General features: G+C 72.6%; 20 protein-coding genes and 1 tRNA gene. 5 read left to right on the top strand and 16 right to left on the bottom strand.

The window, feature by feature from the left end:
- Positions 1-85: 85 nt before the first annotated feature.
- A complete protein-coding gene (locus tag BLT82_RS28690; RefSeq protein ID WP_208868069.1) occupies positions 86-322 on the bottom strand; it encodes a chaplin in 237 nt (78 codons plus the stop codon).
- 180 nt (positions 323-502) lie between these two features.
- Complete coding sequence (locus BLT82_RS28685) at positions 503-1,006, bottom strand: NUDIX domain-containing protein (RefSeq protein WP_093660004.1); 504 nt, start codon at positions 1,004-1,006, stop codon at positions 503-505.
- Positions 1,007-1,594: 588 nt separating this feature from the next.
- Between BLT82_RS28685 and BLT82_RS28680 the strand changes: the two genes are divergently transcribed.
- Positions 1,595-2,359, top strand: coding sequence for a class I SAM-dependent DNA methyltransferase (locus BLT82_RS28680; protein ID WP_093660002.1), 765 nt, complete (start codon positions 1,595-1,597; stop codon positions 2,357-2,359).
- Positions 2,360-2,475: 116 nt separating this feature from the next.
- On the opposite strand, the gene BLT82_RS28675 is transcribed toward BLT82_RS28680, so the two are convergent.
- A complete protein-coding gene (locus BLT82_RS28675; protein ID WP_093660000.1) occupies positions 2,476-3,207 on the bottom strand; it encodes a class I SAM-dependent methyltransferase in 732 nt (243 codons plus the stop codon).
- A 147-nt stretch (positions 3,208-3,354) separates the two neighbouring features.
- Positions 3,355-4,404 carry an aminoglycoside phosphotransferase family protein gene (locus BLT82_RS28670; protein ID WP_093659998.1) on the bottom strand — a complete coding sequence of 350 codons (1,050 nt, stop codon included), beginning with the start codon at positions 4,402-4,404 and terminating at the stop codon, positions 3,355-3,357.
- 468 nt (positions 4,405-4,872) lie between these two features.
- Between BLT82_RS28670 and BLT82_RS28665 the strand changes: the two genes are divergently transcribed.
- Positions 4,873-5,052 (top strand): hypothetical protein, encoded by a 180-nt coding sequence (locus BLT82_RS28665; RefSeq protein ID WP_093659996.1) that lies wholly within the window; start codon positions 4,873-4,875, stop codon positions 5,050-5,052.
- Between the two features lie 365 nt (positions 5,053-5,417).
- Here BLT82_RS28665 and BLT82_RS28660 read toward each other — a convergent pair whose 3' ends face one another.
- Both BLT82_RS28660 and BLT82_RS28655 read right to left on the bottom strand, forming a co-directional pair.
- Positions 5,418-5,603, bottom strand: a complete 186-nt coding sequence (locus BLT82_RS28660; protein ID WP_093659994.1) for a hypothetical protein — start codon at positions 5,601-5,603, stop codon at positions 5,418-5,420.
- A 153-nt stretch (positions 5,604-5,756) separates the two neighbouring features.
- On the bottom strand, positions 5,757-6,437 hold the full coding sequence (locus BLT82_RS28655) for an adenosylcobinamide amidohydrolase (RefSeq protein WP_093659992.1): 681 nt from the start codon (positions 6,435-6,437) through the stop codon (positions 5,757-5,759).
- A 236-nt stretch (positions 6,438-6,673) separates the two neighbouring features.
- Between BLT82_RS28655 and BLT82_RS28650 the strand changes: the two genes are divergently transcribed.
- A complete protein-coding gene (locus BLT82_RS28650) occupies positions 6,674-7,486 on the top strand; it encodes a class I SAM-dependent methyltransferase (protein WP_093660094.1) in 813 nt (270 codons plus the stop codon).
- Positions 7,487-7,642: 156 nt separating this feature from the next.
- On the opposite strand, the gene BLT82_RS28645 is transcribed toward BLT82_RS28650, so the two are convergent.
- Positions 7,643-7,714, bottom strand: a tRNA-Met gene (locus tag BLT82_RS28645).
- Between the two features lie 232 nt (positions 7,715-7,946).
- A complete protein-coding gene (locus BLT82_RS28640; RefSeq protein WP_093659990.1) occupies positions 7,947-10,103 on the bottom strand; it encodes a glycoside hydrolase family 3 N-terminal domain-containing protein in 2,157 nt (718 codons plus the stop codon).
- 205 nt (positions 10,104-10,308) lie between these two features.
- Here BLT82_RS28640 and BLT82_RS28635 point away from each other — a divergent pair, with 205 nt between their 5' ends.
- Positions 10,309-11,118, top strand: a complete 810-nt coding sequence (locus BLT82_RS28635; RefSeq protein ID WP_244529691.1) for an endonuclease/exonuclease/phosphatase family protein — start codon at positions 10,309-10,311, stop codon at positions 11,116-11,118.
- A gap of 98 nt (positions 11,119-11,216) precedes the next feature.
- A complete protein-coding gene (locus BLT82_RS28630; RefSeq protein WP_093659986.1) occupies positions 11,217-12,800 on the top strand; it encodes an alpha-amylase family glycosyl hydrolase in 1,584 nt (527 codons plus the stop codon).
- 182 nt (positions 12,801-12,982) lie between these two features.
- Here BLT82_RS28630 and BLT82_RS28625 read toward each other — a convergent pair whose 3' ends face one another.
- The 8 genes from BLT82_RS28625 to BLT82_RS28590 form a co-directional block, all read right to left on the bottom strand.
- Positions 12,983-13,171 carry a hypothetical protein gene (locus BLT82_RS28625; protein ID WP_093659984.1) on the bottom strand — a complete coding sequence of 63 codons (189 nt, stop codon included), beginning with the start codon at positions 13,169-13,171 and terminating at the stop codon, positions 12,983-12,985.
- Positions 13,168-14,115 (bottom strand): formylglycine-generating enzyme family protein, encoded by a 948-nt coding sequence (locus BLT82_RS28620; RefSeq protein WP_404205453.1) that lies wholly within the window; start codon positions 14,113-14,115, stop codon positions 13,168-13,170. Before BLT82_RS28620 ends, BLT82_RS28625 begins: the two co-directional genes overlap by 4 nt.
- On the bottom strand, positions 14,112-15,530 hold the full coding sequence (locus BLT82_RS28615) for a sulfatase family protein (RefSeq protein ID WP_093659980.1): 1,419 nt from the start codon (positions 15,528-15,530) through the stop codon (positions 14,112-14,114). Before BLT82_RS28615 ends, BLT82_RS28620 begins: the two co-directional genes overlap by 4 nt.
- Complete coding sequence (locus BLT82_RS28610; protein WP_093659978.1) at positions 15,527-16,915, bottom strand: glucoamylase family protein; 1,389 nt, start codon at positions 16,913-16,915, stop codon at positions 15,527-15,529. The genes BLT82_RS28615 and BLT82_RS28610 overlap by 4 nt, the downstream gene beginning before the upstream one ends.
- 189 nt (positions 16,916-17,104) lie before the next feature.
- Positions 17,105-18,949 carry a GH39 family glycosyl hydrolase gene (locus BLT82_RS28605; protein WP_244529689.1) on the bottom strand — a complete coding sequence of 615 codons (1,845 nt, stop codon included), beginning with the start codon at positions 18,947-18,949 and terminating at the stop codon, positions 17,105-17,107.
- Positions 18,950-19,176: 227 nt separating this feature from the next.
- Entirely contained in the window at positions 19,177-20,085 is a 909-nt protein-coding gene (locus BLT82_RS28600) for a carbohydrate ABC transporter permease (RefSeq protein ID WP_093659974.1), read from the bottom strand.
- Positions 20,082-21,077, bottom strand: a complete 996-nt coding sequence (locus tag BLT82_RS28595; RefSeq protein ID WP_093659972.1) for a carbohydrate ABC transporter permease — start codon at positions 21,075-21,077, stop codon at positions 20,082-20,084. Before BLT82_RS28595 ends, BLT82_RS28600 begins: the two co-directional genes overlap by 4 nt.
- A gap of 4 nt (positions 21,078-21,081) precedes the next feature.
- Positions 21,082-22,326: an extracellular solute-binding protein gene (locus tag BLT82_RS28590; RefSeq protein ID WP_093659971.1), complete on the bottom strand. Its 1,245-nt coding sequence runs from the start codon at positions 22,324-22,326 to the stop codon at positions 21,082-21,084.
- Positions 22,327-22,421: the final 95 nt, after the last annotated feature.

The following is a 22,421-nucleotide window of genomic DNA, read 5'->3' as shown; positions in this document are numbered from 1 at the left end:
GCCCGTCCGGACACCCGGACGGCTGCCCTGGGGCGGGCCGTCAGGAGCCCTGACCGCACCTGGTTCCCAGGGCGGCGGGGTGCGATCAGCCGTTGAGGCAGGCGTTGCCGACGGCCGGGTTGAGCAGGCTGACGACACCGAGCGAGTTGCCGCAGAGGTTCAGCGGAACGTGGAGGGGGACCTGGATGACGTTGCCCGACAGCACACCCGGGCTGCCGACGGCCGCGGCCTCCGCCCCACTGTCCGCCACAGCGCCGCCGGCGCCGACGAGGACACCGGCCACGGCGAGGGCGGCCACGGTGGACGCGATTCGCATTCGCATGATCTCTCCTAGAGGGTTCTCGACGAAACGAGTCGGCCACGATCACACCGGACCGGCAGGTCCGTCCCCGGGCATTCGGCGGCTCGGGGGCGTGTCGGGGCACTCTTCGCCGACTGTTCGATGGGCTTCGAACCACTGTGTGACCAAGGGCTGCCCCGTGATCCCCAGCAGCCCTTGGGCTCAGTCGTCCCAGTCCCAGGCGTCGAAGTACGCCGTCACGCCCGTACGGCGGGCCTCCAGCACCGCCCGCAGCCGCGCGAAGTCCCGCTCCGGCATGTGCGCCCGCCACTCCTTCGGGGACAGGGCGCGCACCGCGTCGTGCTCGGCCGGGTCCAGGACGATGCCCGCGATCCGGTCGGCGGAGAGCCGGCCGCCGTCGAAGACGAACCCGACCGTGCTGTACGGCCACTCGGCGCCCGGCAGGCCGTAGACCGCCGCCAGAAGGCGCGTGGGTCCCTCGACGACCATGCCGGTCTCCTCCCGGCACTCCCGCACCGCCGTGTCCCACGGCCGCTCGCCCGGATCCATCGTCCCACCGGGCCACTGCCACGGATGCGCCTGCGAGTACACCGCCCTCAGCTGCACCGGCCGGTCGTCCTCGTCGGTGAAGAACAGACACGCGAAGGCGGTCGCCTTCATCAGCGTCTCGGCGTACTGCTCCGGCGGCAGCCACGTCGCACTCACGACGCCCTCCCACCGCACCGTGCGGGGAAGCGGACCGGCGGCACGCGCGCGGGATCACCGCTGGAGCCGGGCGCCGCCCACAGACGCGGGGCGGGAAGGAGCGCCTCGGCCTCCGGTACGGCGATCTCGCCGTCGGCGGCGCAGGGTGGGGTCACGGTGTGGGCCTTTCTCACGGTGTCCAGGACGGGGCGGCGGGTACAGCGCAACTCGGTGCGAGAGAAGGGGCGTTCGAGGTCGCGGGGAAGGGCGGGCGGGACCGGGGAGGGGACCGGGCAGGGGACGAGGAGGGGCAGGGAAGCGAGGCGTGCGAGACCGGCGAAGCGTCCCCGATCGCCCCCTCGGGCCCGGCCTCCGTCGGATCAACGACGGGGCCCGGCCGTTCGAACGGCCGGTTTCGGACGTCGTGGCGGCGGCGAGCCGACCGGGCAGACGGAGAGCCGGAGTTCACCGCCCTTGCCGCGCAGGGGAAACGGCCGCCGAGCCGGATGGCCGAAACGCCGACCCTCGGTCGCGTCGGCGGCGCGGCGGGGCGGGCGGCCGGCGGAAAACCCCGCGCGTACGGACGACTTCGGGCGGTACCGTCCCCGGATGCATGACGAGGACGGCTACTTCGGAGAGAAGATCGCTGCCAGATACGACACGTCGTCGGCCGACATGTTCCGGCCGGACGTCGTGGACCCGGCCGTCGGGCTGATCGCCGGGCTCGCCGGCGACGGAAGGGCGCTCGAACTCGGCATCGGCACCGGCCGGATCGCCCTGCCGCTCGCCCGCCGCGGGATCCAGGTGCACGGCATCGACATGTCCCGGGCGATGGTGGCCCGCCTGCGTGCCAAGCCCGGCGGAGACGACATCGGCGTGACGATCGGCGACTTCGCGTCGACACGAGCACCGGGCGACTTCGCGGTCGTCTATCTGGTCTTCAACACCATCAACAACCTGACCACCCAGGACGCGCAGGTGGCCTGCTTCCGCAACGCGGCCCGGCACCTGCGGCCCGGTGGCAGTTTCGTCATCGAGGTCGGGGTACCGGAGCTGCGGCTGCTGCCGCCGGGACAGAGCGCCGTACCGTTTCACATCACCCCGGAGAAGTGGGCGTTCGACACCTACGACGTCGTCACCCAGGAGATGAGCTCGAACTACGTCACGATCGAGGACGGGCGTGCCGAGTACTGGTCCGTCCCGTTCCGGTACGTGTGGCCCTCGGAACTCGACCTCATGGCGCGGATCGCCGGGCTGCGGCTGCGCGACCGGTGGGAGGACTGGTCCCGGGAACCGTTCACCGGCGCGAGCCCCAAGCACGTCTCGGTCTGGGAGAAGCCCGTCGGCGGGATCGCGGAGGACGCCCTCTCCTGACGGACGGACTGACCGTGGAGGGGCGTCCTCTCCAGGCGGACGGATCGGGGGACGGATTTACGGACGGTTGAGGGACGGGTTTGCCGACGGTTGACGGGGGGATCCGATGCCGCCCGTCACGCGTCCGGCCGCACGGCGACGAAGACGAACTCCCTGCCGGGCCGGTCCGGGGCGTCGCGTACGTCCTTCACCGTGAAACCCGCGCCGGCCAGGTCCGCCTCCACCTCCTCCCGCTGCCGGAACCGCAGCGTCGATTCCGACGTCATCGTCCGCCCCTCCGCGGCGAACGCATAACTCCACCGAAACGTCACCAAGGGCCCGTCGACCTCGATCAGATCGACCCAGGTCTCCACCGCTCCGACACCCGGAACCTCCGTCACACTCCATGAGGCTTCGCGGTTCCAGCTCTCCCATGCGCGCTGCGACGGATCGCGCGTCTCGAACACGAAGTGCCCGCCGGGGCGCAGGGCCCCGTGCGCACCCCGCAGCGTTCCCCGCCATGCGTCGGGTTCCCCGATCTCCTGCGCGGCGTTGGCGGTCATGGTCGCCAGATCGACCCGGAGCGGCGGCAGTGCCGTCGCGTCACCGCAGATCCACCGGACCCGGTCGCTGCCCGGTTTGGCCCTGGCCACATCGATCGAGGCCCGGGCGGGGTCGGCGGCGACGACTTCGATCCCGCGGTCGGCCAGCAGCAGCGCGAACACGCCGGTACCGCAGCCAAGGTCCAGCACCCGGCGGGCGCCCAACTCCTCCGCGATGCCCAGATACGCGGTCAGATCGCTGCGGTCGGGGTCGAGGACGTCGTAGAGGGCGGCGAGCCGGGGATGCCGGAAGCACTCGTCAGCCATTCGCCGAAGGTACCGGGACGGGCGCACTGTGCACTGCGGACCGCTGTGCGGTCGACCCCGCCCGGAGCGCTCCCACAAGGCACCGGATCCCGTGCCCCGGTGCGTCTCTACGAGGTATCGGACCCCGTGGCCCGCCCCGGTGCGCCCCTACGAGGTGCCGGACAGCGTGGCCCCGGTGCGGGGTACCGCCGTCCAGCCGGGCGGATCAACGCAGAGCTCCAGCAGCCAGCGCGCACGCTCCGTGGCTCCCGCGGTGTCCGGCACGCCGTCGGCGCCCGGAAACAGCCGGCCCCACGAACATGCACGTCCGAGAGCGCCCAGCCGCCAGGCGAGGCGCACCGCCCGCCGCAGGGCCGCGCCCGAACGCCCGGCACCGGTCCACGGCTCCAGATAGGCGTCGCGCAGCCGGGGCAGCACCTGCGGACCGTAGCGCCCACCCGCTCGGAGGGCGGGAACGAGCAGGCTGCAGAAGGGGTGGGAGACGGCGGCGTCGCCCCAGTCGAAGAAGGTGAACCGGCCCGGGCCCGCGACGAACAGCTGGGCGTCGTGCAGGTCGGAGTGGTCCAGGGTGTCGGCGATGCCGACCGCCGCGAGTTCGGCGCACCAGTCCAGGAGCATCGGCCGGAGGTCCTCGAGCCGCCGGCGCTCGTCGGACCGCAGCGCGGTGTTCTCCGCGACCAGCCTGTCGAACAGTTCCGGCAGCGCGGCGGTGCGCGCGCTGGGGACACCCAGCTCCTCCATCTCCCGCGCGCGGGGAACCAGCGCGCGCTGCATGCTCGCGTACTGGCGGAGCATTTCCTCCCAGGTACGGGGCTCGACCGCTGCCCGTTCGAGTACGTTCCTGAAGAGCTCGCCCCCGTCGGGCAGCAGCGACCACCCTCGCCCGGCGTCGACGGCCAGCGGCTCCAGCACATGCTCCGGAACCCAACGGGCCAGGCCCGCGCCCAGTGCGCTTTCGAAGGCACTCGCGGGCGGATTGGCCTTGAACCAGACGGCGTCGCGCCCCTCGACCGGCACCCGCAGCAGGACCGACCAGGGCCGAAGACGTACGGTCCACCGGCCCGTGGCCCGCAGACCGTGCGCGGCCAGCGCGTCCTCCACCCAGGCGACGGCGGCGCCGCGCCACGCCTCCTGCTCCCAGGGGGTCACCGCATTCCGGTACTGCCCTCGGTCCACGCGCATCGACGACTCGTGCATCGCGCCATCCCAGCACCGAGCCCGGAGCGGGGCCACCTGATTTCCCCACGGGGCGTTCCCCGTGCGTCGTTCCGGGCGCCGAGGGCGCCCCGCCCGTGCCCACCCCGGTCGGAGCGATCCGCGGGCCCTCGCCGACAGGCAGACCCGCGCGTCTCGGCGAGCCGTGCGAAGTGGCCGTGAACGTGTCGGTGCGAGCCGGTGCCCTTCGGTGCGTCGTAGGTGAGGGGGACACGCAACCTCCCGCGCGCGGGCCGGATGCCGTGCCGATCCCGATGATCCCCATGGCGATCCACGCAACCTCTCGCGCGCGGGCCGGATCCGTCCGGTACGTCACGAAGCGGCTCCCTGCTCCGCGCACCGGAACCGACACGGCGCAGCCCTGCCGGCCGGATGCCGGAACCGCCGGGTCTGGAAGCGGGAAACGGGGGCATACGGGCTCCACACCCCACGGAACGAGGGAGCCACACCATGCTCGGTATAGCCGCGGCCGTACTGTTCTTCATCGCCTTTCTGATCAGCGCGGCGGACATCGCCACCAACCAGGCCTTCGCCTCGGGGAACGTCATGCTGCTCGGCCTCGCACTGCTGGCACTCCATGTGGCGGGGATCGGCGCCGGCTGGCGGTCCGGCCGGACCCGTCGCCGCTGACGGCACGGGCCTTCGAGCCCGTCCCCGTGCCGCGACGGTGCGTTGGTTCGCCCGCACGGGGTACACGCGGGGCGTGGGACCGAACGCGCCCCGCCCGCAAGGGCGGGGCGGCCCACCGACATCCGCGCCGCACACCGCCGTGATCACGGCGGTGGTTCGGCGAAGCATTCCGGGGAGAACACCGTTCCCCGGAGCAACCCCACCACCTGGAGGCCGGGATGACCTCGATCGTGACGGCCGCGGCCGACGCCTCGACCGCACCCGCATGGATGCACGTGACGGTCATGGCCGTGGCGCTGCTCGTCCTCGTCTACAACCTTGCCAGGCGCAGCGGCTGACCCCGGCCCGCCGGACGACGCGGCACCTCAGTCGTCGTGACCCCCGCCTCGGCCCAGGCCCTTACGTCCCGAGCGGCCCACCGCCCCGGCAGCCGCCAGAGTCAGGGCTGCGACGACCCGCGCCCAGCGCGGTCCGCCCCGCTCCGCCCAGAACACGCAGCCGCACCCACCCACGACGAGCACGACGACGCCGGCCAGAATCAGCTCGGCCATGCGCGACCCCCCTTCTGCTTCGATCTGTCTGCGCTATGGCCGCTCAATCCTCTCAGCCGCCGACGGAGGGCCTGGGCCAGGGCGGGCGGCGGACGCTCCGAGGCAACGAGCGGATCCTTTGGCCGGTCGGCTCCACCGGTGGCGCACACGCCCTCACGGAGCGGGCGTCCCCGCAACCACCGCCCGGTGGACGGCGCGGGCCAATCGGGCACCCCACAGGGAGCGAGGGCCGGCGAAGGGGTGGACCTCCTCGCCGCGGCGGGGGACGCGCGCGGCGACGCACACGGCGTCGGTGGGCGTTCCGGAGCAGTCGTACCCGGCCTCGACCAGGGCCTGGACCTTCGCCTCGGTCGCCGTCGCCACCGCGTTGACCAGAGCGGCGTCGGTGAGCGCGACCGGGAGCGCCGCGATGATGTTGATCGTGCCCGGTGCGGCGAGTGCGACGCTGCCCTCGTCCGCGGCGGCGGCCCAGCCGCGCACCGCGATACCCACGGTCGCGAGGGCCTCGACACCGCCGTCGCACGCGTGACCGTTGCGGGAGACATCGGCCGCCGTCATCAGCCCGACGCCCGGACCGTGCATCCCGAACTCACCGGCCAGCTGGGTGAGATGCCGGTCCGGGTCCTTGCGCCGGTAGCCGTGGGCGACCTGCGCGTTCACGACCCAGGCGCGTTCGCCGATGCCTCCGCCGAGCACGGCGTTGCTGATCATGCGCCATCCCGGGCCGGCGGCCCATGTCAGGACGGGCAACCGTTCGCCGTCCTCGGCACGGGTGCGGAGACCGGCGGGCAGCAGGCCCGGGGCGGTCCGGGGCGGCGGTACGAGGGCGGTCAACGAGCGGACTTCCTGTGGGCGGGCGACCGCCTGATCGTACGCGGTGCGGATCCGGCCGGAGCGGCAAGGTCCGTCGAGACGCGCCCCGGCCGCCCGACCGCGGTGCGCGGGGGAGCGGGGCGGTGAACGCCCGCCTTCGGAAGGCTACTCCGGGCCGACCGCACCGAGGGTTAGGGTGTGGGTTGGTCTTGATCTACTTCGACTTCGGTCGGGTTCGGGGGGCGCCGGTGTCGGTGGTGACGGGTTTCGACCAAAGTGAGCGGCTGATCTGGGCAGGACGGGCCGACGCCTACGCGGGCGGCTTCGCGAAATTGTGCGCTCACACCGTGCCGCGACTGCTGGACGTGGCGGGAGTCGGGCCCGGAACGCGGATGCTGGACGTGGGAACGGGGCCGGGCACGGCGGCCGCCGCGGGCTGCGACCGGGGGGCGTCGGTCACGGCCGTGGACGCGGAGCCCGGCATGGTCGAGCTGGCGCGGAAGGCCGCGCCGGCCGCCGAGGTCCGAGTCGCCGTGTTGCCCGAACTCCCCTTCAGCGACGCGACGTTCGACGTGGTGGTGGGAAACTTCGTGCTGAACCACGTCGGCCGGCCCAGCGCCGCCCTGGCCGAACTGCTCCGCGTCGTTCGGCCGGGCGGACGGATCGCACTGACGATCTGGTCGGCCCCGCCTGCCCCGGGACAGGCCCTGATCGGCCGGGCGATCAAGGCCGCCGGTGCCGTACGCCCGCCGCATCTGCCCGCGGGGCTCGCCGCCGAGGACGACTTTCCTCGTGACGAGAGCGGTCTCGGGGCTTTGATGGGGTCGGCGGGGCTGCGTGAAGCGGCCTGCGAGACGCTGCGCTGGGACCACCGGGTCGACGCGGAGGAGTGGTGGAGCCGCGGTCCGGCGGCCGGTGTGGCGTTCGGCGGGGCCTTCGTGCAGAGCCAGACGCCGGAGATCCGCGCCGAGATCAAGCGGTACTTCGACCTCTTCGGCGCCGAATTCGCCGACGGCAGCGGTGTGCTGGCACTCCCGCACGCGGCCCTGCTCGCGCACGCCCGTCGCTGACTGCCGGATCCGGGCGGGCGACCGGCTGCTGAGCCGTGGCGGGGGATGTGCCGGGAGCCCCGGTACAGGCCCGGGGGAGGGCGGCACGGTGACCGTCCGGTACCGGCGGCCTCGCGGCACGTGAAAGGCCCGCCCGTGCGGCGGGCCCCTCCGTCGTGGCCGAGGCAGGATTAGGCCCGCGGCCTCTGGGTTATGAGCCCGACGAGCTACCGAACCGCTCCACTCGGCTGCTTCGAGAGTGGAACGCCAAATCGGCCTGGTGCGAACGGATTTCCGCGTACGGCGAGGCACGCGCACCCGGCCGTGGGGGCGGCCGCGAACGGGAACCGGGACACGTCCTCGGCACGCGCCGGGGCACCTGGCTCGCGCGCCTGTCCGGAACCGCGCAACGGCCGCGTGCACCGTGCACGCGCCGAGGCCGGCGGGCTCGCACGCGCCGCGCGCCCGCGGTCCCGGCGCCTCACGTGACGGTCAGCGTCCGGCGCGCCTCCGTCGTCGAGCTCGTACCGGCGTAGACGTCGATACGGCCCGGTTCGACGGTGAAGGTCCCCGCCGGATCGTTCGTCCAGAAGCCCAGGTCCTCCGCGCCGAGACGGAAGCGCACCGTCCTGCTTCCGCCCGGGTCGAGCGTGACCCGTTCGAAGCCGCGGAGCCGGCGCACCGGCTGGGCGATGCTCGCCGCCACGTCGTGGACGTAGAGCTGGACGACCTCGTCCCCGGCCCGGTCGCCCGTGTTGGTGACCGTCACCGCCACTTCGACCATCTCGCCGCGCTCCAGCGCGTCCGCCGGGATGCCGGCGCGGCTCAGCTCCGGCTCACCGGTGGCGAAGGTCGTGTAGCTCAGCCCGTGGCCGAAGGGGAACTGAGGGCCGTCCGCCAGATCCAGGTACTTCGAGACGTACTTCTCCTCGTGCCGGGCCGGGTCGTACGGCCGGCCCGTGTTCTCGCGGTTGTAGTACACCGGGATCTGCCCCACGGCCCGCGGGAAGGTCACCGGCAGTTTGCCGCCCGGGTTGACCGAGCCGAAGAGCACATCGGCCACGGCGTTGCCGGCCTCGATACCGGGGTGCCAGGCCTCCAGCACTGCGGGCGCGCGGTCCAGCCAGCCGCCGATCGTCAGCGGCCGGCCGTTGAGCAGCACCACGGCGAAGGGCCGGCCCGTCGCTGCGACGGCCTCGATCAACTCCCGCTGGCCCGCGGGCAGATCGATCTCGCTGCGCACGGCCGCCTCGCCGCTCAGCGCCGGCGGCTCGCCGACCACGACGACGGTGACATCGGCGGCCCCGGCCGCGGCGACGGCCTCCGCGAGGTCCTCGCCCGCATGGGTCACCAGGGCCCCGGGCGCCGCCGCGCGCACGGCGTCGAGAACGCTGACCGAGAGGAACCGGTACGCGCCCGGGCCCGCCCACGTGCCGTGGAGGTCGGTGCAGTCGGCGAGAGGTCCCACGACCGCGATCTCCCGGGCGTCCCGGTCCAGGGGCAGGACCGAGTCGTCGTTCTTGAGCAGGACCATCGAACGGGCGGCGGTCTCGCGCGCTGCCGCGCGGGCCTCCGGGGTCGGTTCCGTGACGGCGGCGGACTCGTCGGCGTAGGGGTTGTCGAAGAGTCCCAGCGCGAACTTCAGCCGCAGGACGCGCGCGACGGCGTCGTCCAGCCTGTCCGTGGTGATCCTGCCGTCCGCGAGCAGGGAAGCGCCGTGCTCCGTGACGTTCGTGGAGACCATCTCCATGTCGACTCCGGCGTTCAGCGCCAGCCGCGCGGCGTCGGCGCCGTCCTCGGCGAAGCCGTGCGGGATCAGCTCCTCGACGCCGGTGTAGTCGCTGACCACGAAGCCCTCGAAGCCCCACTCGTCCTTGAGGATGGTGGTGAGGGTGTGGGCGTTGCCGTGCGCGGGAACGCCGCCGACCGTGTTGAACGCGGCCATGACGGTGGCCACCCCGGCGTCGAGGGCGGCCTTGAAGGGCGGCAGGTAGAGGTTGCGCAGGCGCTGCTCGGAGACGTCGACGGTGTTGTAGTCGCGTCCGCCCTCGGCTCCTCCGTAGGCGACGAAGTGCTTGGCGCACGCCGCGACGCGGTCCTCCGAGGCCAGATCGGTGCCGTCGGGCGCGCCCTGGTAGCCGAGCACCTTGGCGACCGCGAACACGCCGTTCAGGTACGGATCCTCGCCGCAGCTCTCCGCGATCCGTCCCCAGCGCGGTTCATGGGTGACGTCCATCATGGGGGAGAAGGTCCAGCGCACGCCGTTGGACCGGGTCTCGCGCGCCGAGACCTCGGCGTCCCGCCTGGCCACGGCCGGGTCGAAGCTCGCCGCCTGCGCCAGCGGGATCGGGAAGGTCGTCCAGAAGCCGTGGACGACGTCCAGGCCGAACAGCAGCGGGATGCCGAGCCGGGACTCCTCGACGGCCATGCGCTGGAGTGCGTTGGTGTGCCGGGCGCCGTGCAGATTGAGGACCGAGCCGAGCAGTCCCGCGCGGGCGGCGGCCTCCGTGTGCGCGGTCTGCCCGCCACCGGGGCCGGTGTCGCCGGTCCAGGTCAGCTGCTGGAGCTGCCCGAGCTTCTCCTCGGTCGTCATCCGGTCGAGGAGTTCCTTGACCTTGTCTTCGTACGGTCGGAGCATCCCAGCCCTCACTGCCTGTTGCCGCATCGCTGTCGGCGAAGTTAACGTTCCGGTCAGCCCATGTAAGCGCATTCAGGAAGCGCATACAAGCAGTCGCGCGCAAGCGATGCGAGAGGGTTGCGGGACGGATACGAGGGGAGTGCGGAGGAATGCGTGCAGGATGCGGCGACGGCCGCCCCGCGGGATCGCGTCAGGAGGCGGGACAGTGACGGAGAGCGGCCACGGGCACGACGACGGCCTGCGTGTCGTGACCTTCAACCTGCAGGTCGACGGTGCCGAACCGCCGCACACCTGGTCCTCGCGGCGTGACGCCGCCGTGGAGCTGCTGCGCCGCGCACGCCCCCACCTCCTCGGTACGCAGGAGGGACTGCTCCACCAGCTGCGGGACGTGGAGACCGGACTGGGACCCGATCACGCCCGGATCGGCCGGGGCCGCGAGGACGGCGGCGGAGGCGAGCACATGGCGGTCCTCTACGACCGCCGCCGCCTCCAAGCCCTCGATCACGGCCACTTCTGGCTGTCCGGCACCCCCGAGGCCGTCGCCTCCAACACCTGGGGCGGCGGCTTCCCGCGCATGGTCACCTGGGTGCGGTTCCGCGACCTGGTCACCGGCGCGGGGCTGTACGCCGTCAACACCCACTTCGACCACGCGAGCGCCCACGCCCGTGAGCGCTCCGCCGAACTGCTCGCACGACGGCTGAACGCCCTCGAACCGGACGTCCCGCGCATCGTCACCGGCGACTTCAACGCCCCGGCCGGCCGCAGCGCCGAGCACGCCACCCTGCTCGCGGGGACCGGCCTCGTGGACGCCTGGGACGCGGCAGAGGTGCGCGGCCCGGCCTACGGCACCTTCCACGGCCACCGGGCGCCGGTGGCCGACGGCGAGCGGATCGACTGGATCCTCGTGTCCCGCGGCACACGCGTCCGCTCGGCCGGCGTCGACCGCTTCACCGCGCACGGCCGGTCCCCGAGCGACCACCTGCCCGTACGGGCGGTCCTGGACCTCCCGCACTGACCGCCCCCGCACCCCGACCGTCCGCCGCGGGCACTCTCGTACGCCGAGCGCCCCGGCCGGGCGGCCCCCGCCCTCACCACCCGGAGGAAGACCACCCCATGACGTCCCCCCTACCCGCCGGCGAGTGGCTCGCCGACGCCGTCCTCTACCAGATCTATCCGCAGAGCTTCGCCGACGCGGACGGCGACGGCATCGGCGACTTCGCCGGCATCGAGGAGAAGCTGGACCACCTGGCCTGGCTCGGTGTGAACACCGTCTGGTTCAACCCGTGCTTCGACTCGCCCTTCGACGACGCGGGATACGACATCAGCGACTACCTCACCGTCGCGCCGCGCTACGGCAGCAACGACGACCTGGCCCGGGTGGTCGAGGCCGCCCGGCGGCGCGGCATCCGCGTACTGCTCGACCTGGTGGCGGGGCACACCTCCGATCGGCACCCCTGGTTCGCGGCATCGGCGGACGACCCGTCCGACCACCGTTACATCTGGGCCGGCACCACCGAGCGGCCCGAAGGGTTCGTGCCCTCGCCGGGCACCCGCCCGGGCTTCTACCGGCCGAACTTCTTCCCCACCCAGCCCGCGCTCAACTTCGGCTACGCCCGCCCCGATCCGGCCGAGCCGTGGCGCCGGCCCGTCGACGCCGAGGGCCCCCGCGCCAACCGGGAGGCGCTGCGCGCCATCATGGACCACTGGCTGGCTCTCGGCCTTTCGGGCTTCCGGGTCGACATGGCCGCCTCGCTCGTCAAGGACGACCCCGGGCACGGCGAAACCGTGAAGCTCTGGCGCGAGGTGCGGGGCTGGCTGGACACCGTGCACCCGCACGCCGCGCTGCTGTCGGAGTGGGGGGACCCGGCGACCGCGGTCCCGGCCGGTTTCCACGCCGACTTCTTCCTGCAGTTCGGCGCTGACGACGACGGGCTGCTCCTGCGCTCGCTGTGGAACAACTTCGCCGGCACGGTCAGCGAGCAGTGGGAGCCGCGGGTGCCGTACTTCGACGCGTCCGGCGAGGGCTCCGCGCGGACGTTCCTCGACGGCTGGCGTGCCGCGCGGGACACCATCGGCGATGCCGGCTTCATCTCCCTGCCCACCGCCAACCACGACTTCTCCCGGCTGGCGTGCGGCCCGCGCACCGCGGACCAGCTTCCCGCGGCCTTCGCCTTCCAGCTCACCTGGCCCACACTGCCGGCGATCTACTACGGGGACGAGATCGGAATGCGGTACGTACCGGACCTCCCCGAGCACGAGGGCAGCCGGCTCGGCCCGCGCTACAACCGCGCCGGCTCCCGCACCCCCATGCAGTGGGACGACTCTCCCAACGCCGGCTTCTCCACCGCGCCCGCCGGAGCCCTGTATCTGCCCCCGGACCCGGACCCGGACCGCCCGACGGTCGCCGCCCAGCGTGCCGACACCGGCTCCCTGCTGCACCTGGTCCGCCGTCTCATCGCCCTGCGCAGGTCGACTCCGGAGCTCGGCCCCGCAGGCGGCACGGAGATCCTGCACGACGGGTACCCGCTCGTGTACGTGCGGGGCGGCCGCTACCTGGTGATCGTCAATCCGCGCCGCGAGACGGCGGAGGTCGCCGCCCCGGCGGACACCGCGGCGCCCCTGGAGGTCTCGGGCGTCACGGTGGGGGAGGGCCGGGTCCGGGCGGCGGGCTTCGGCTACGGCGTCTTCGCGCTCTGAGCACCGGCGGCCCCGCAGGAGACCGAGGCGCCCGCCCCGCCACCCCCGCACACGACCGGGGCCACCACGCCGTCAGGCGCGGTGGCCCCGGTCGCGTCCACGCGGCTCGGCCCCTGCGACGGTGAACTCCCCACGCCGAGGACGATGACGGGCTCGCCGTCCACGAGGGTCTGCTTGTCACGTCAGGTGACCGAGGCGCCGGCATCGCCCCGATCGTCCTGCGGCTGCTCCGCCCCGGCGGCGGGCACCGCGGCGGAGGCCGGGATGCCTCCCGGCCCGCCGGCGGCTGCCGCCCACGCGCCCAGCCCGCCGAGCACCGTTCTGCGGCTCGCGGCGGTGGTGCAGTCGGTCGGCGCTGTCCGATCCGTCACCGCGGCTCCAGGGGGTCGGTGCTGCCCGGTGCGATGTGAGTCCCGGCGAGCGGGCGGGCACAGCGGAAACCCGTGTTGCCGCTCGAACTCTCCGGTGTGTTGCCGATACGGGCCGAGGTGCGGTAGCGGAAGCAGTACGAGGCATGGCACAGGTGGGAGCCGCCCCGCAGCAACCGTGCGCCACCGGGCCCGAACGGGTCCGCGCACCACTCCCACACGTTGCCGGTCATGTTGAACAGGCCGTGCCCGTTGGCCGGGAAGGCGTCCACGGGGCAGGTTCCCCGGTAGCCGTCGGCGGCGGTGTTCCGGTGGGGGAAGTCACCGCGCCAGACGTTCATCCGGTACTCCCCGCCCGGGTCGCGCCGGTCACCCCACGGGTAGGGCATTCCGGCCAGGCCGCCGCGCGCCGCGTACTCCCACTCCGCCTCATCGGGCAGCCGTGCCCCCGCCCAGGCGCAGTACGCGAGCGCGTCGGTGTGCGACACATGAACCACCGGGTGGTCGGCGCGCCCGTCCAGACCGGACCCGGGCCCCTCCGGACGCCTCCAGTCCGCCCCGTGCACCTGCCGCCACCACGGCGCGGCCGACGCGGCACGCGTCGGTGGGAAGTCGTCGGGAAGGAACCCGCCGAACACGAACGACCAGCCGTGCCGCTCGGCGTCCGTCGTGTGGCCGGTGGCCGCCGCGAACGCCGCGAACTCGGCGTTCGTGACGGCCGTCGCGGCGAGCGCGAACGGACCGACGGCCACCTCGCGCGGCGGCCCCTCGCCGTCCTGCGGGTACGGCGGGTCGTCGCAGCCCATGAGGAAGGTTCCGCCCGGCAACTCCCGCCAGCCGCGGACCGGTTGAGGCGGCGCGGCGGACGGCGGGGCCGACCCCGACGGGACACCGGTGTGTCCGGCGGTGCGCCGGGGCGCACAGCAGGCGGTTCCGTCCCCGCTCACCGGACGTGCTCGGGAGTGTCCCGGTACCGCAGCTGGAGCGCGGTGAGCCGCTCGGTGAGGTCCTCGACGACCGACGCGTACTCCGGGTCCGCGTACCTGTTGTGCAGCTCGTCCGGATCCCGCTCCAGATCGAACAGCTCCCACTGCGGCTCTCGGGTCTCCGCGGAGGCCCCCACCTGCCCCGAGCCATGGCCCGGATAGTGGATCAGCTTGTGGGCGCGGGTACGGACGCCGTAGCTCGCCTGCACGTTGTGGCAGACGTCCAGATGCTCGAAGTAGCGGTAGTAGACCGCGTCCCGCCAGTCCGCGGGCGTCCCGCCGCGCAGCAGCGGCAGCAGGCTCGCCCCCTGCATCCGCTCGTGCGCGGGCACCCCGGTGATGTCCAGCAGCGTCTGAGCGAAGTCGACGTTGGCGACCAGCTCACCGCACGACGACCCCGCCGGGACCACCCCCGGCCAGCGGACCACCAACGGGATGCGCAGCGACGGCTCGTACATGAAGCGCTTGTCGAACCAGCCGTGTTCGCCCAGGTGGAAGCCGTGGTCGGAGGTGTACGCGACCGCCGTCCCGGCGGCCAGCCCGGCGGTGTCGAGATAGTGCAGCACCCGCCCGACGTTCTCGTCGAGCCCGGCGACCACCCGCAGGTAGTCCTTGATGTAGCGCTGGTAGCGCCACTCCCGTTCCCCACGTTCCGAAAGCCCTTCCGGCACCGGCGCCTTGAGGTCGTCCGGCCCGAGGTCGGACATCCGCATCGCCGCCTCCGCCGCTGCGCCGGCGCGGCCGGCGAGGTCGTCGTGCAGGGTCGACGGGGCCGGGATCTCCTCGTGCTCGTACAGGTGCCGGTGCCGCTCGGCCGGCTCGAACGGTCGGTGCGGCGCCTTGTGCTGGACCAGCAGCGCGAAGGGCCGGTCCGGGTCGCGCCGGTCCAGCCAGCCCAGGGCCAGCTCGGTGATGACGTCCGTGACATGACCGCTGTGGCGGCGTTCGCCGTCCCGGGTCAGGAAGAGCGGATCGTGGTACTCCCCGTGCTCCGGCAGGATCTCCCAGTGGTCGAAACCCCGCGGGTCGCTCGTCCCGCCGTGCCCCAGATGCCACTTGCCGATGATCGCCGTCTGGTATCCGGCCGCCCGCAGCATCGCCGGGAACGACGGTTGGGTGGCGTCGAATTTCTGGCCCGGCTGCTCCAGCGTCGTCATCCCGTGGACGTGGCTGTAGGTGCCGGTGAGCAGGGTCGCGCGGGCGGGCGAGCAGATCGCGTTGGTGCAGAAGGCGTTGTCGAAGCGCATGCCCTCGGCGGCGAGCCGGTCCACCGCGGGAGTGCGGTTGATGACGCTGCCGTACGCACCGATCGCCGGGACCGCGTGGTCGTCGGTCATGATCAGCACGATGTCGGGGCGAGTGCCGGCCCGCGTCATATCCCGAAGTCCTCCCTGGCCAGCAGGGGGCGGACCCGCGCCGCGAATCCTCCCGTGCGGAAGGGCCGCTGGAGCAGACCCGGGCTGAGCACCTGGGCCAGGGCGGCGGCGACCATGCCCTGGTCGAGGGCGAGCATGAAGTCGCTGACCCGGCCGGTGCGGACGTCCACCGAGTCCCGGAACCCCAGCCCGTCCTCGTACGCCCCGAAGTCCCGCGACATCCGCAGGAGATTGGCGACCGCCTCGTCCCGTGCGAACGGCATCGCGAGGAACGAGGCGTGCGGGGTGACGACGCCCTTGGACGTGTAGCCCTCGACGGACATGCCGATGGCGTCCACGCCGTACTCGCTGTAGCCCCCGTCGGGGATGCTGGCGGGGGAGAAGCCCCAGTAGCCGTAGCCCTCCTCCACCAGACCGTGCTCGATCTGGCTGCGCACGTGCCGGCGGTGGTTGACCCCCCACGCCTTCGGCGACCACGCCGCCTCGGGGACGAACAGCGGCACCATCAGCGCTTCGAACATCGAGCCGCCCCAGGAGGGCACCAGCCTGCGGCCGCGATAGGTGTAGTGGCCGCGCCACATCCGGACGCCGTCGACCGTGACGTACTCGCCCTCCGGCCGCTGCTCCTGCTCCCATTCGGGGAGCATCGTGCGGAACGTGTGCCAGTAGTGCTCGGGAGGGAGGGACCCGTCGGCGATGCCCAGGTAGCTCGCCATGCGCGGCTCGGTGTTGAGCGCTCCGTACCAGTGCCCGGTGTACGTGTCGTCGTCCGTCCAGAATCCGCCGCGCAACTGGCCCGGGTTGGCCGCCGGGTCGTCCGCGTCGTAGGGGGTGTGGAAGAACGACCAGTCCGCGTCCGCGAGGAGCCGCTCGACCCGGGGCCGCAGCACGGGGTCGGCGTCCGCCGTGATGCGCAGGGCGGCGACCAGCCACGCGTTGTCCACGGACGACAGGAACGGCCGGACCGGGTCCCCGGTGCCGGGCCATTCGGTCAGCACGGCCCCGGTGTGCGCGTCGTACCAGTTGAACCAGAAGCCGTGCGCGCGCTCCAGGCGTTCCACGGCGGCGACGGTGCGCGCGAGACTGCGGTGCATCGTCCCGGGGTCGATGACCCCCAGCCCGGCCGCCGCGACGGTGGACCAGAGACCGCAGCCGATGTTGGTCGGCGACGTGTTGACGGACGGTACGGGGTCGGCGGTGGTGACGTCGATCTTGTCGGCGGCGAGGCCGATGCCGGTGGTCATCGCCTCGATGGACCGGTAGGTGTCGCGGAACCAGCGGCGCAGCAGCGCCTCGGTGTCCCGTGCCGCGGCGGCGGCCGGAGAGCCCAGGGCGATCGCCGCGGAGGCACCCGCGCCGGCGGCGAGGAGGGTACGGCGTTTCATGGCATGCACTTCCCTTGCGTGTTGTCGGTTCTTGCCGGTGGCTTCTCGTGGTGCGGTTGGTGCCAGTGGTTTCTCGCGGTGCGTTGGTGCCATGGCCTCTCGCGGGCGCCCGGGGACGGAATCGGGGCGTCAGGGACTCCGGGCGAACGGCGAGCGGCACGCGGATCGCCCGGGCCGGTACCGCGGACGTCACGCCCGCGTCAGCCGGAGGGACCGGACACCCGGCATGGGGAGATCGACGGACAACGACACCGTTCCGTCGGGGCTCGCCGCGACCGCCGGAAGCGGCTCCGCCGGCAGGACGTCGGCGGCGCGCAGCCGCGCCCACTGCCGTGCGTCGGGCCAGTCACCGCCGCCCATCGCCTCCCACACGGTCCTGATGTCGGCGTGGTCTTCGTCCACCCGCCACAGCGTCACGTCGTACACGGCACGCGGCGTCAGGCCCCTGACCTCCACCAGCGCCGCGCGGTCGAGCGCGGCCGCCCCGGCGGCCCTGGTCCGGTCGGGCGTCCCGTTCCACACAAGGACGTCCGCGTGCGTGCCGTCGCCCGCGGCCGTCGCGAGCGCCTCGACCAGCGCCTCGGCGCCGTCGCCCGTCACCCGGGCCGGGACGCGGCCGCCCGCCAGGCCCGACAGCAGCCGCAGGGCCCAGAAGCGCGGCTTGCGCAGATTGCCGGCGGTCAGCAGACCCGAGCCGCCGTGGAAGAGCGCCGGCGGCGAGCCGCTCCGCGCCGAGTGGTCCGTCGCCGCCCAGGAGGCGAGAGCGTCCGCCGAGGCGAGCGCCGACTTCACGGCGCGCAGCACCGAGGGCGCGGCGAAGGCGGAGTCGTCGGCCGGCTGGAAGCGGCCCGCGGTGAAGCCCCGTTCGGTCCACAGGATCTCCGGCTCGGGCCTGCCCGTGGCCCGTGCGAAGGAGCGGGTCAGCGGGCGGAGGTCCAGTGGAGCGTCGCCGCGGGTGCGGGCGGAGACGAAGTCGATCGGCACGTCCTCACGGCGGCAGAACTCCAGCAGCGCGCCCACCCACGGGGCCGCGGCCGAGGAGCGGCCGCCGACCCGGATGCGATCGTCCACGCTCTTGACGGCCCGGGCAGCCGTCTCGTAGCGCCGGTGGCAGGCATCCTGGGAGCCGCTCCGGAGGACCTCCGGACCGGGCTCGTTCCGGACCTCGAACAGCCAGCCCGCGACCTCGTCGGCGCCGTGGCGCTCGCGCACGTGCACGGTCAGCTCGCGGCACAGTTCGCCGTAGCGCCCCCCGTCCGGGGGCGCGGAGGTGCCGCCGCCCCGGGTGAGGACGGTGGCGCAGGGATCCGCGGCGAGTCCGGCGGACGGGAAGGAGAGTTCCACGACCGGCTCGAGACCGGCCGCGAGGAGACGGTCGAGGGCCGCGTCGAGCCCCGTGAAGTCGAACCTGCCGTCGGGGCGGACCGTGACGCGCTCCGGCAGGAAGGTGCCGTGGACGGTGCGGATCCCGATGCCGCCGAGCACGATGCGCAGGGCCTCGGCGTGTTCCACGGCGGCGTCCGCGCCGCCGGGCCCCGGCCCGTCGTCGGGCGACGGGGGGAGGTGCGCGGAGCAGATCGTCCGCCTCCAGACGCCTCGCAGCGGTACGGGCGCGGTACCCGCGTCGACGCAGACCGCCACCGCCGCCGGGCCGATGCCCCTCGCCCTGGCACACCCCCGGACAGGGCCGGGCGTCAGCGGGCCCGGTCCGGCGTCGGTCCAGGAGGCGACCTTGTACCAGTAGCCGCGGCCGGCCTCGACCCGGGTGTCGGCGTACGGGGGACGGGGGACGGCGGGCACGTCGCCGTCCCCGTGGTCCAGCGGTGCGAAGGGTCCGTCGACGGAGTCGGAGCGGTGCACGACGTAGCCCAGCGCGCCGTCCACCGGGTCCCAGTCGAGCAGCACATGGCCGGTTCCGTCCTGCGAGTGCAGCCCCGTGGGAGCGGGGAGCGCCAGGGTGCCGGGCAGGGGGCGGTCTCCGGAGCAACTGACGGGCCTTTTCCCCCCGATGGGGGCGGTAGGCGTGGTGATCATGGTCCGCCTTTCGTATGAATGCGCATACATGACGGTCGTACGGATCCACCGCCTGCGCCGCGGCGAACGGCCCGGCGCAGGCGGTGCGCTTAGTGGCCGCCGCCGGGGCCCGCGGCCGGGGACCGGCGGTGCGAAGACTCCGAGGAGCGCTGATCCGGTGGTGCGCTGATCCGTGGTGCCCCGGTCCGGCGGGTGCCCGGATGCGGCGTGCGGCGTCCGGTGGAGCGCTACTTCAGCCCGGCGGTGGCGATGCCCTGGGTGAAGTGCCGCTGCAGGACGACGAAGACGATCAGCACCGGCAGCACGACCAGGAAGGCGCCCGCCATCAGCACGCCGTTGGAGCCGTCGGCCTTCGTCGGGTCGGTGGCGAACGTGGCCAGTGCCACCGGAAGCGTGTACTTGTCGGGGTCGTTGGTGGCGACGAGCGGCCACAGGAAGTTGTTCCACGAGCCGAGGAACACGAAGATCGTGAGCGTGGCCAGGGCGGGCTTGACCAGCGGAAGCACGATCCGCCAGAAGATGAACCACTCGCGGGCCCCGTCGATCCGGGCCGCCTCCAGCAGCTCGTCCGGAACCGCCGTCATGAACTGCCGCATCAGGAAGACCCCGAACGCCCCGGCCGCGAACGGCAGGACCAGCGCCGCATAGGTGTCGAGCAGCCCCATCTTGCTCATCATCACGAACTTGGGCAGCAGCAGCAGATTGCCCGGCACCATCAGCGCACCCAGTACCACCGCGAACACCGGACGCTTGCCGATGAAGTTCAGCTTGGCCAGGGCGTATCCGAGCATCGAGCAGAACAGCAGGTTGCACGCGGTGACGAACACCGCCACCAGGACCGAGTTGAAGAAGGCCTGCGGCACGTCCATGAGCGACAGCAGCTCACGGAAGTTCGCGAGGGTCCACTCGTTCGGTATCCACACCGTAGGACTCGCGCCCAGGTCCCGCTGGGTCTTGAACGCCGAGAGCCCCATCCACAGGAATGGCGCGGTCATGACCAGCAGTCCGGCGCTCAGCAGCACGTACGTGAGCGGCTTCCTGGCGCGGAAACCGCCGGCCGCACGGGGAGGCGGGGCGGGTCGGGCCCCGGTCGCGCTCGCCGCGTCGGTCCCGGTTCCGGTCTCGGAGGTGCTCATCGTGTCTTGTCCTTCAGCAGGCGGAGCTGGAGCAGGGTGACGGCCAGGACGATCACGAACAGGACGTACGCCATGGCGCTGGCGTAACCCATGTGGAAGAAGTCGAAGCCCTGCCGGTACATGTGGAGCGAGATCGTGAGCGTGCTGTCGGACGGGCCGCCGTCGGTCATCACGAACGGCTCCTCGAAGACGTTGAGGAAGCCGATCGTGGTCATCACCGCGACGTAGAGCATGGTCGGCCGCAGCAGCGGCACCGTGATCCCGCGGAACTCCTGCAGCACGCCCGCGCCGTCGATCCGGGCGGCCTCCCGAACCTCGGTCGGGATGGCCTGCAGCCCGGCGAGGAAGAGCACCATCGCGGTGCCCATGTTCCGCCAGACCGCCATCACGACCAGGGACGGCAGGGCGAGGGTCTCCGAGGCCAGGAAGTCCGGGCTCTTCAGCCCCAACTGTCCGGCGAGACCCGCGATCAGGCCCTCCGCGGGGTCGAGCACGAACCGCCAGATGACGGCGACCGCCACGATGGCGGTGACGACGGGCGCGTAGAAGCCGACCCGGAAGAACGTGCGCATCCGGTCGATACCGGAGTTGAGCAGCACCGCCGCCACCAGTCCGCAGCCGATCGTCAGCGGAACGCCGAGGACCACGAACAGGCCGGTGTTGAGCAGCGCACGGACGAACTTCTCGTCCTCGACCAGCCTCGTGTAGTTGTCGAGGCCGATGAACTCCGCCGAGAACGGGTCCGTGACGTTGCGCAGGCCGAAGTCGGTGAAGCTCATCACCAGCGTGGCGACCACGGGGAACGCCATGAAGGTGAGGAACAGCGACAGGAACGGCGTGGAGTACAGCCAGCCCGCGAGGTTCTGGGTTGAGAGGCGGTCCCGGCGGCGCGGAGGCGCTCCCCGGTCCTTCCCGTCACCCGCGCGAGATGCCGAGCCCGTCGGCCGGGTCCGGTCCCGGTCGTCCGGGGCCTTGGCGGCGGTGGTGCTCATGCGCTCAGCCCACCAGGCTCTCGGTGGACTTCTGGAGCTTCTTCGCCGTCTCGGCGGGGTCGGCGCCCCGCGCGACCTTCTCGAGGGCGTCCTCGATCATCACGGAGAACTCGTTCCACTTCGCCATCGGGGGGATCTCCCTGGCGGTGTCCAGCGACTTCCGGAACACGGCCAGCGACTCGCCGCCGGCCTTGAGGGCGGGCTCGTTCCAGGCGGCCTTGTTGGCGGGGAGGGTCTTGGATATCTCGTACCAGCGGGCCTGGGAGCGCGGGTTCGTCAGGAACTTGGTGAACTCCTGCGCCGCGGCCTTGTGCTCGCTGTCCTTGAAGGTGACCAGCGAGGATCCGCCGACCCAGGACGTGGAGGAGGCGTCGGCCGGCACCGGTGTGACCTTCCACTTGCCGTTCAGCTGCGGCTGCTGCTCGGCGAAGTTCTGCACCATCCAGGGGCCGGACTGGAACATCGGCACGCGGCCGGAGGAGAAGTCCTTGAGGACGTCGTAGCCGACGACGAAGTTCTTCTTGCTGAGTCCGGCGTCGAAGTAGTGGCCGAACTCGGTCAGTGCCTTCACCGCCTCGGGGGAGTCCAGGGCGGGCTTGCCGTCCTTGCCGAGCAGTTCGCCGCCGGCGGAGTACAGGAACGGCACCCAGGCCTGCCAGGCGCCGGTGCTGCCGGGCTGGAGGTCCATGCCCCAGGTGGCCCCGGCCTTGTTCTTGTACGCGCCGGCGAGCGCCCGGAGGTCCTTCCAGGTGGCGGGCGCCCCGTCGACGCCCGCCTTCTCCGCGAGGTCGCTGCGGTAGTAGAGCGCGCGGGCGTCGGCGTACCAGGGGACGCCGTACGCCTCGCCGTCGACGACGTTCCCGTTCCAGGTGGCGGGGAAGAAGTCGTTCTTGTCGAACGCCTTGGTGTCCACCGGCTCCAGGGTGCCGAGTTCGATGAACTCGCCCATCATGGTGGAGCCCATCTGCGCCATGTCGGGGAGCGTGCCCGCCGCGGCGGCCGACACGAGCTTCTGGTGGACGACGTCCCAGCCGACCGGGGTCACCTTGACGGTGATGTCCGGGTTCTCCTTGGTGTATTCGTCGGCGATCGTCCGGAGCCGCGTCGCCTCCTCGCCCATCGCCCAGATCGTGAGCGTCTGCTTCGCGTCAGCCGGCGTCTGGTCGCCGCCGCTGCCCCCGCAGGAGGTCAGGGCGAGTGCCGTCGCCACCGTCACGGCGATGCTGACGGACTTGGCTGTGCGTGTCATGCGGCCCTCCACGGTTCATGTATGCGCTGTCCGTAAGCGCATACATGACCTTGCAGCACGACACTGACGGACCTCAAGAGGCGCGGAGGTAACGC

Origin of the sequence: Streptomyces wuyuanensis, assembly GCF_900103455.1 — a bacterium.
GTDB lineage: Bacteria > Actinomycetota > Actinomycetes > Streptomycetales > Streptomycetaceae > Streptomyces > Streptomyces wuyuanensis.
This window is presented reverse-complemented; position numbering and strand designations above follow the sequence as displayed.